Source organism: Halanaerobiales bacterium (genome assembly GCA_035270125.1).
Taxonomy (GTDB): domain Bacteria; phylum Bacillota; class Halanaerobiia; order Halanaerobiales; family DATFIM01; genus DATFIM01.
This window is the reverse complement of record DATFIM010000057.1, coordinates 1-9,907: the sequence shown is the minus strand read 5'-3', so window position 1 is coordinate 9,907 and position 9,907 is coordinate 1. Positions and strand designations below refer to the sequence as shown.

The following is a 9,907-nucleotide window of genomic DNA, read 5'->3' as shown; positions in this document are numbered from 1 at the left end:
AGAATTTGAAAAAGCAGCAACCCATGATAAATACTGGAATGCTGCTCAAAAAGAAATGAAAATAACCGGAAAAATGCATGGTTATATGCGTATGTATTGGGCCAAAAAAATCTTAGAATGGACACCTTCACCTCAGGATGCATTTGAGATTTCCCTCTATCTTAATAATAAATATTCTCTTGATGGCCGAGATCCAAATAGTTATGCCGGTATTGCCTGGTGTTTTGGTAAACATGATAGAGCCTGGAAAGAAAGAAAGGTTTTTGGTAAAACCCGTTATATGAATGCAAATGGACTAAATCGTAAATTTGCAGCAGATCTCTATGTCCAACAGATAGAACAGTTAACTGAAAAATAATATGTCAAAAGTCAAAATTTTATTACTTGAAATAAGGAATGTTCATCTACCGCTTGTTTGATACATCTATAATTCACTTCTATATAAAATAAAACTACCTTAGCTAAAAGAAAGCATATAAGCTAAGGTAGTTAAGCTAAGCTAAATTTATTTTTTAGTCTTAAAATTATGATTTAATTTAGGTTTTATTTTATATTTCAGTTCATTAAGATGTATTAACAAACAATCGCTAAAATTCCTATTCTCTTATTTCAAGTAATAAAATTGATTTTTTGTTACTATTATTCTTTTTTCATCTTAAACTGTATCTAAGATAAAACCTGAGCTGTCAAAATCTAAGATATCAGTAATATCACTGACAGGTAAAGGACGGCTAAAAAGAAAGCCCTGGCCTGTCCGACAGTCATTTGATCTTAAGAGATCAACCTGTGTTCTCTCTTCCACTCCTTCAGCTATTATATTTAAATCAAGGTTTTTAGCCATGTTAATAATCGTTTTTACTAAAGTAGCTGATTTTTCATCATTTGTACTGTTTATTATAAATGATTTATCTATTTTTAAAGTATTAATTGGCAGTCCCTGTAAAACACTTAAAGATGAATAACCTGTGCCAAAATCATCTATAGAGATCTGAACACCTATCTCCTTTAATTTATCTAAGATAACTTCTAGTTCATTTAGATTCCTCATTATATTTTCAGTTATTTCAAGCTCAAGATATTGAGGATTAAGTTCATTTCCCCTTATAATTTCTTTTATTTCTTCAATAAAATTAGGATCTTTTAGTTGATGAATAGAAACATTAATAGCCATTTTAACAGGTTTATGCCCTTCTTCTCGCCATACTTTAACCTGACGGCAGGCTTCTTTAATTACCCATCTTCCAATTTCTTTAATAAGGCCTGTTTCTTCTGCCAGAGGAATAAATTCACCAGGTGAAATTTTACCTAATTTTTCATGATCCCAGCGAATTAAAGCTTCAAATCCTGCTATCTCACCATTATAGAGGTCAATTTGGGGTTGATATTTTAGATAAAAATCATTATTTTTGATAGCTTTACGTAATTCACCTTCCATATTAAGCTTTTCTTCACCAATTTTTTCATTCATAAGTCCGGCATCAAAGAAATGATACCATTTTTCCATTTTATCCTTAGCTTTATGCATTGAAAGATAGGCATATTTAATTAAATCACTTTTGTCAACTCCATCATCTGGATAAATAGCAACTCCCATACTTAAAGAAAGATAGATATTCCTCTTATTTACCATAAAAGAAGTTGAAAATTCATTAGTAATTTCTTCAACCTTATTTACTGCATCTTCCCTGTTTTTTATATCTTCTAAAATTATTATAAATTCATCTCCACTATATCTGGCAACTATCCCCCCATAAACAATTTTATTAAGTCTTTTTGCTGTTCTTTTTATGACCTCATCACCAGTTTTATGGCCTAAAGAATCATTTATTCTTTTAAAACGATCCAGATCCAAAAACAAAATAGCTGCTTTTTGATCTTTTTCTAAGATCTTATCTATTTTATCTTCCAGATAGTTTTTATTAGGGAGTCCAGTTAAGTCATCATAATAGGCGATTTCTCTTAACTTTTTTTCAAATTTTTTCTTTTCAGTTATATTTTTAATTATAGAATAAATAGCAACTATTTCCCCTTCAACTACCATCGGAAAGCTCTTAATATTAACAATAACTTCTTTATTATCTGCTGTTACAATACTAGTCTCATATTCTACGTTTTTACCTGAACTAACTCTATGCAGGTAATTTTGTACCCTTCTTGTATCAGATTTTTTAATTAAATCAATAAATTTAGATCCTATTATACCATCCGGCTTATAAGCTGTTATATCTTCTAAAGCTGGATTAGCAGAAAGTACCTTACCCTTAAGATCAATAGCACAAATCGCATCAGGATTATGAACAAAAAGAGATTGAAATTTTTCCTGTGATTCATGAAATTTTGACCTAACCTGATAAAACACTTCACTTCTTTCTTTTAGCTTGTTTTCTATTCTTTTGGGTTTGGTAATATTATAGGCTATCATATATCCTATTTCTTTATCATCTTTTTCAGAAGAAAACCATTGAATTTCCCAGGTTTCACCCTGGTTATTAGTTAGTTCTTCCGTTATTTTTTTGTTCTTTTGAAATATCTCTTCAAAAGGACATTCTTCAATTTCTGACTCTTTAATACTAAAATCATTTTCAAAAAATAACTGACGACAATTTTTATCTTTTAATTCTTTTCCATAATTCAAATAATCTTTTGCTTTTTGATTTGCCCATTTAATTTCATAATTTTTATTAAAAGCAACTACCTGGGCTGATACTTCATTTAATAATTCTCTAAAACATCCCTGTTCTTCATTACCCTTCATTACCTGATTCACCCCACTGTGAACACTTATTATTATTTATAATAATAGCTATAACACTTTTATACTTTACCATAATTAAACATTAAAGGTTTATTTTTAATATTATCACATTTTTGCCTAATATTATAATTCGTGATTTTTCATCATTTTCCTCTTTTTAATTTTTATAATATTTTTTCTAATTAAGGCTTTTTTCCTTTTAATACTTATGATATAATTAATGCAAAGGTTTGCATAAACTATATTTTACATACATTTAAAAAAAGGAGTGATTTTATGTCAAAGAAAAATAATAAAAGTGTTGCCTATTTCTGTATGGAATACGGTCTTCATGAAGATATGAGAATTTATTCTGGCGGACTGGGAATTTTAGCCGGAGATATTTTAAAAGCATCTAAGGATTTAGACAAAGACCTTATTGGTATTGGTCTTCTCTGGCGTCAGGGTTATACAAAACAATTGATTGATGATGATGGTAGACCCTATGATTGTTATCCCACAAATGATTATATCTATGATTACTTAGAAGATACTGGAGTTGAAGTTACAGTTAAAGTTAGAGAAGAAGATGTAAAAGTTAAGGTCTGGAAACTAGAAAAATATGATAATAATCCTCTTTATCTACTTGATACCAATCTTGATGAAAATGGTTCAAATAGCTGGATTACCGGACAACTTTACGGCTGGTTTGAAGAAGAAAGACTGGCCCAGGAAATTGTTCTTGGTATTGGAGGAGTTAAAGCCTTAAGAAAACTTGATCTTGATATAGATATTTATCATTTTAATGAAGGTCATGCTGCTCTGGCTGGTACTGAGCTTATTCAGGAAAAAATGGCAATGGGGATGACTTTTGAGCAGGCCTGGAAGAAAACTAGAAAAGAAGTTGCTTTTACAACTCATACTCCCATTAAAGAAGGTAATGAAGAACATGGCCTCAAAATTATGGAATATATGGGAGCAAATAATGGCCTTACTCTCGACCAAATGGTTCAGATTGGAGGAGCACCTTTTAATATGACTGTTGCCGGGCTAAAACTTGCTAATGTCGCAAATGGAGTTGCTCAACTTCACGGAGATACAGCCCGCAGGATGTGGGAAGATGTTGATAACAGAGCTCCAATTAAAGCTATTACTAATGGTGTTCACCGTCCAACCTGGGTAGATCAAAGAATTACAAAAAATAAGGATAATCCTGAAGAACTCTGGGATTCACATCAGGAAATCAAAGGTGAGTTAATAGATTATATTGCAGATAATACTGGAACTCAATTAGATGAAGATAAACTCTTAATTGGTTTTGCCCGTAGAGCTGCCCCTTATAAGAGAAGTGATTTTATCTTTAGAAAACCTGAAATCATTGGAGAATACTTAGAAAATGGAGATATTCAGATTGTCTTCTCTGGAAAAGCCCACCCACTTGATGATACAGGTAAGGATATTGTTCAGAATCTAATTAAAATGACTGAAAAATATCCAGATAGTGTCGTCTTTTTGGAAGATTATAATATTGAAATTGGAAGAATACTAACTAGAGGAGTAGACCTCTGGCTTAATAATCCACGTCGTCCTCTGGAAGCAAGTGGTACTTCTGGAATGAAAGCTGCCATGAATGGTATTCTCAATTTAAGCATCTTAGATGGCTGGTGGCCTGAAGCCTGTCGCCACGGAATTAATGGCTGGCAGTTTGGAAATGGCTATCAGGGTGATGGTCAGGATAAACATGACCTCAAACATCTTTATAAGGTTTTGCTAGAAGAAGTATTACCTACTTATTATGAAAATAAAGATAAATGGACTAAGATGATGCAAAATAGTATAGAAGATACTTATGATAGATTTTCGGCTAAAGAAATGGTCAGAAAATATTATAAAAAACTCTATTAATAAACAAAAGTTAAGCCCTGGTTTTTACACCAGGGCCTTTTTATGCAATTATTTAATATTAAATTATATCTTTGATTCACTATCTAATAGATCAACTTTTTTAAGTCATTGTAATATCATCTAAGTCAATATCTTCCATATGTTCTTCAACTGTTCTACCAATATATTTAATGAAGATATACATTGCTATAATTCCTAATGGAAGTGATAAATAAGCTGGGAAACCAAAACCAGCTGGAATAAATCCAAAGATTATAGCGGTTATAGCTCCAACAAAGGCATATGGTATCTGAGTTTTAACATGGTCCATGTGATCTGCACCGGCTGCTGTTGAAGACATAATCGTTGTATCTGAGATTGGTGAACAGTGATCACCCCAAACACCACCAGTAAGTACAGCAGCAATAGATGGTAAAAGTGGAGCACCTATTGAATGAGCAAGTGGTACAGCTAAAGGCATTAAAATAGCTACTGTACCCCAGGAACTACCAGTAGTAAAGGCGATAAAGGCACCAATAATAAATACTATGGTAGGAATAATAAAGGCAGGAATATTACCTTCTGCAATTCCTACAACAAAATCAGCAGTACCTAGCTCTGTAGTTACACTACCAATAGACCAGGCTAAAATAAGGATAAAGGAAGCAACGATCATTGATTTAGCACCATCAACCCAACCTTCAACAGTATCTTTAATAGGAATAATTCCACCAATTGAGGCTAAAATTCCTGCAGTTAAACTACCGGAAAAAGCAGCCCAGATTAAAACTTTACTGGAGTTTGCATTACCAAAAGCATCCTGGATAGTTTCTCCAGCCATTCCGCCTCCATCATACCAGAGACCTAATAAAGTTACTAAAACAGTAACAGCGATAGGAGTTAAAGCAGCACCCCAACTCATATTTTTACCTTCAGGGCCATCCATGTCTGTTAACTCTTTAGCAGCCATTGGAGTTGCTCCATCACGAAGTACTTTACCAGTCTTTCTTGCTCTTGTTTCTGCATCAAACATTGTACCATAATCGTTTCTGGTTAAGACAATTATTAAAGCCAAAATCAAAGCAAAAATACTGTAAAAACGAAAAGGAATTGTTCTTACAAACATGGTATAAGCACTTGTTTCCATCCCAATGTTTTGGAGAGCATCATTAATAAGACCTACCTCATAGGCAATCCAGGTCGATATTGGAGTAATACTGGCCATAGCTGCAGCCGTGGTATCAGTAAGATAGGCTAACTTCTCACGAGAAATCTTCATCTTATCAGTGATTGGTCTCATCGTATTACCAACAATTAAAGTGTTAGAATAATCATCAAAGAAAATACCGATTCCTAGAAACCAGACAGCAAATTGCGTTTTCCTTACAGTCTTGGCCTTACTGGCAATCGCTTCTCCAATCGATTTCGCTCCTCCAGCCTTACTGATAATACCAATCATACCTCCCATAGTAATTGTAAAGATAATAATACCGGCATTCCACTCATCTGCCAGGGAAGGTAACATAAAACTGTCAAGTGTTCTGTAAAATCCGGCAATAGGATTATAACCATTTAAAATTAAAGCACCGGAAAATACACCAACAAAGAGTGAAAGTAAAACTTCTTTAGTCCACCAGGCCAAAAGAATAGCCAAAATAGGTGGTACTAAAGATAAAATCCCGTAATGATCCATACTTCATTCTCCTTTCTTTTAAGAATTTTTTTAAAATTAAAAATAAAATAAGCTTATTAATTTAATTCAAGAAAATTTAAAAAAAACCTTCTTTTTTTGACATAATCATCAATTTTTTATTATATTTTCTATTTTTCTAATGGACAGCTTTTGGAATTCCAATTTTGGATTCCCCCTAAGATAACATTTAATTTATGATAACCTTTTTTTCTTAAAAGGCTGGCTGCTATCATTGACCTTACTCCACTGCTACAGAAAATATATATTTCTTTATCTTCTGGAATATCTACAGTATTATCTGGAAGTTGTTGTAAGGGAATATTATCAGCACCTAAAATTTTACCTCCCTTTTCTAATTCCTTTTCTTTTCTAACATCAAGTAAATAGGCTACATCTCTTTTATCTATTATACTACATGCTGTTGTCACATTAACCATATTTACAGCCTCACTTTTTCTGCCGGTCATATGCCAGCTTAAAAGATCACCTTTTAGATATCCTCCAAGATTATCAAAACCCATTCTATATAAGGTCTCCAATTCGGATTGAGGATAATTATTATCACTTACTAAAAGAATTTTTTTATCTAAAGGTAAAAACCAACCAGCAAATTTTGCAAGACGATCTTCCCAGATGAAAAGAGAATCACCAATATGGGCAGCAGCAAAAGCAGTTTCTTTTCTGGTATCCAAAATGACTGTATCATCTTTTTGAGAAATTTTTTCAAATTCTGGAGGTGTTAAAGGCTCAATAAAGGGAATATCTTTCTGAGAATTATCTTCTAAGTTAATTTTTTCCATCTTTTTAAAATAATTAGGCTTATCCCTCATTTCAGCTACTTCTTTAATAAAACTATCCCTTCTTTCATAATTAAGCTGATGATTTAATTTTTTCTCCAGGCCAATAGTTGTCCATTTTCTATCTGCTATTTTACTACCACAGGCTGAACCCGTTCCATGAGCAGGCCAGAGTAAAACTTCATCTCCAAGAGGCAAAATCTTACCATAGATAGAATCATAAAGTCTTCCTGCCATTTCTTCAATCATATCTTCACCTAAAAAATCAACTCTTCCTACATCTCCTGCAAATAAAACATCACCTGTAAATACCATCCAGGGTTCATCCTCTTTATTATATAAAACAAAACTAAATGAATCTGGAGTATGTCCCGGGGTATTTATAGCTTTTATTTCATAACCACCAAACTTATATCTCTTACCTTCTTTTAATTCATTGCCATATTTATAATCCAATTCTCGATCAGCATGATAAATTTCGGCACCTGTCAAACTGGCTATTTTGGTAGATCCTACTACATAATCTTCATTACGATGAGTTTCCAATACATACTTAATCTGAAAAGAATTTTCTTTTGCTAGATCTAAATATACATCTACATCTCTTCTGGGATCAATCACAATTCCTTGATTGCCATCTGCCAAAACATAAGAATAATGAGCAAGTCCTTTCGTTTCTATTCTTTTAAAAAACATTTAATTTACCTCCTCTATTATTTCTTTCACTTTACTACTTTATAAGTTCAGCAAAAAATAGGAAAAATCCTCTTTTTCAAGAGGATTTTCCTTGTAAATATATCTTTTTTATCATATTACTTATTTTAATTTAAACTGTTCTATAGTCTCTATTAATTTATCAGAAATCTTGGCAAGTTCTTCTGCTCCTTCAACAATATCTTCGGTAGCGGCAATTTGTTCTTCACTTGAAGCAGCAACTTCTTCTGCATTACCAGAAGCTTCTTCACTCACAGCTGCAATCTCTTCAATTGAAGCACTTACTTCACTACTATTATCAGCCATTCCACTTGTGGCTTGAGATACATCTTCAATTAAATCTCGTAATTTGCGAGCTGCATTATTAATCTCTTCAAATGAATCTTCAGTAGATTTAATAGCATCTACACTTGTACCTACTGCATCTTCTGCTTTATTCATCTGGCCAATTGTAACTTCTACTCTATTTTGTATATCAGTAATTAATCCTGCTATATTTTCAGTAGCTTCTGAGGATTCTTCAGCAAGTTCTCTTATTTCATCAGCTACAACACTAAATCCTCGGCCAGCTTCTCCTGCTCTGGCAGCCTCAATTGCTGCATTTAAAGCAAGTAAATTGGTCTGAGCTGAAATCCCATTGATCAATTCAACTATTTCTCCAATTTCTTCTGATAAATCTCCAAGTTCATTTATATTTTCAGAAGTTTTATTGGCCTGTACTTTAACTTCCTGGACCTGCTTAATAGTATTATTTATTTCATTTTTACCCTGATCAATATTAGATATTACATTATCAGCCTGTTCATCCATATCTTTTGACATATCACTTACATTATCAATACCTGAAGCAAGATCACTAACATTATCTCGAGTTTCATCAATTTGAGCTGATTGTTCTTCTGCTCCAGATGCTACTTCCTGAATAGCGGTACCCACCTGTTCAGCGGTATTACTTACCTGTTGACCTGAAGCAGATAATTCTTCACTGGAAGAAGCCATTTGTTCTGACACTTCTTTAATCTGTTCTATCATAGCTGCCAAATTACCAATCATTTCTCTTATGGCATTTTTTAGAATACCTATTTCACCTTTATCTTTATCTTCTTCAATTTCTACAGTTAAATCACCATTAGCAACTTTTTTGGCAACTTCACTTAATTCAATTAAAGGATTAACAATCTGTGCAGAAATAAAGTAACTTACTATTATCCCTATTAAAATAGTTATAAGAACTGCTATTATAATACCTCTTCTCATATTCTGCATCGGTTTCATTAAAACTTCCTGATCAGCAGTTATAGCCATAGACCAATTTACTCCTTCAATCGGAGCATAAGCTATTTCTTTTTGTATACCCTGATAATTATAATAGTCTAAACCTCTTTCACCAGCTATCATTTTATTTGTAATCTGTTCTAATTCAGGATTTTTTTCTATATCAACCTTTGTTCCAACCATTTCTGGATCCTGGTGAGTTAATATATTCCTGTTTTCATCAATAATCCAGGCATAACCATGACCATTTATATTCATATTTTTAGTTAAACTCTGTATGTACGATAATTTAACTGTTGCTCCTATTAATACTTTAACATCATTATCGATTAAAAGTGGTTTACTAATAGCAACAACTTCTGTCCCTGTATCCGGATCAGTAAAAGGAGAAGAAATCACCATTTCTTTTTTCTCTAAACTTTCTTTATAAAAGTTTTTATCAGAATAAGACCCTTCAAAAGTTTCTTCACCATTTGTTGCTGTGTAAGCTCCATTAACTCCCATCGAAAACATGGTATTAAAATATTCTTTATTTTTAGCATAATTTATAAATACTTCTTCCTGATTTCCCCAAAAATATGAAGCTACAGCACCTGGATCTAAGGTAGATATTAAGCCAGACTGCTGGTTAACCCAACTTGTGTCAATATTATCAACATTATTAAAAGGTTCTTTTAAAGCTTCTGAAAATATTTTAGCGTTTTTATTTGCTGAATTACGAGCGGCATTCTTCAAACTATCATCAAGGATTCCCTGAGCCTGACGATAGGCTATAAAAGAACTTGCTCCAACCATTACTAAAATCAAAAT

The 9,907-nt window shown here is 32.7% G+C and carries 6 protein-coding genes; 2 read left to right on the top strand and 4 right to left on the bottom strand.

What is annotated here, in order from left to right; all coding sequences use genetic code 11:
• A partial coding sequence (locus tag VJ881_03100) for a deoxyribodipyrimidine photolyase (GenBank protein ID HKL75031.1) occupies nucleotides 1-358 on the top strand: 358 nt, incomplete at its 5' end.
• 297 nt (nucleotides 359-655) lie between these two features.
• Here VJ881_03100 and VJ881_03095 read toward each other — a convergent pair.
• Entirely contained in the window at nucleotides 656-2,755 is a 2,100-nt protein-coding gene (locus VJ881_03095; protein ID HKL75030.1) for an EAL domain-containing protein, read from the bottom strand.
• Between the two features lie 276 nt (nucleotides 2,756-3,031).
• Here VJ881_03095 and glgP point away from each other — a divergent pair, with 276 nt between their 5' ends.
• Complete coding sequence (glgP, locus tag VJ881_03090) at nucleotides 3,032-4,639, top strand: alpha-glucan family phosphorylase (GenBank protein HKL75029.1); 1,608 nt, start codon at nucleotides 3,032-3,034, stop codon at nucleotides 4,637-4,639.
• Between the two features lie 100 nt (nucleotides 4,640-4,739).
• On the opposite strand, the gene VJ881_03085 is transcribed toward glgP, so the two are convergent.
• The 3 genes from VJ881_03085 to VJ881_03075 form a co-directional block, all read right to left on the bottom strand.
• Nucleotides 4,740-6,311 carry a Na+/H+ antiporter NhaC family protein gene (locus tag VJ881_03085; GenBank protein HKL75028.1) on the bottom strand — a complete coding sequence of 524 codons (1,572 nt, stop codon included), beginning with the start codon at nucleotides 6,309-6,311 and terminating at the stop codon, nucleotides 4,740-4,742.
• A 128-nt stretch (nucleotides 6,312-6,439) separates the two neighbouring features.
• Nucleotides 6,440-7,804: an MBL fold metallo-hydrolase gene (locus tag VJ881_03080; protein ID HKL75027.1), complete on the bottom strand. Its 1,365-nt coding sequence runs from the start codon at nucleotides 7,802-7,804 to the stop codon at nucleotides 6,440-6,442.
• A 120-nt stretch (nucleotides 7,805-7,924) separates the two neighbouring features.
• The coding region (locus VJ881_03075; protein ID HKL75026.1) for a methyl-accepting chemotaxis protein at nucleotides 7,925-9,907 on the bottom strand (1,983 nt) is incomplete at its 5' end.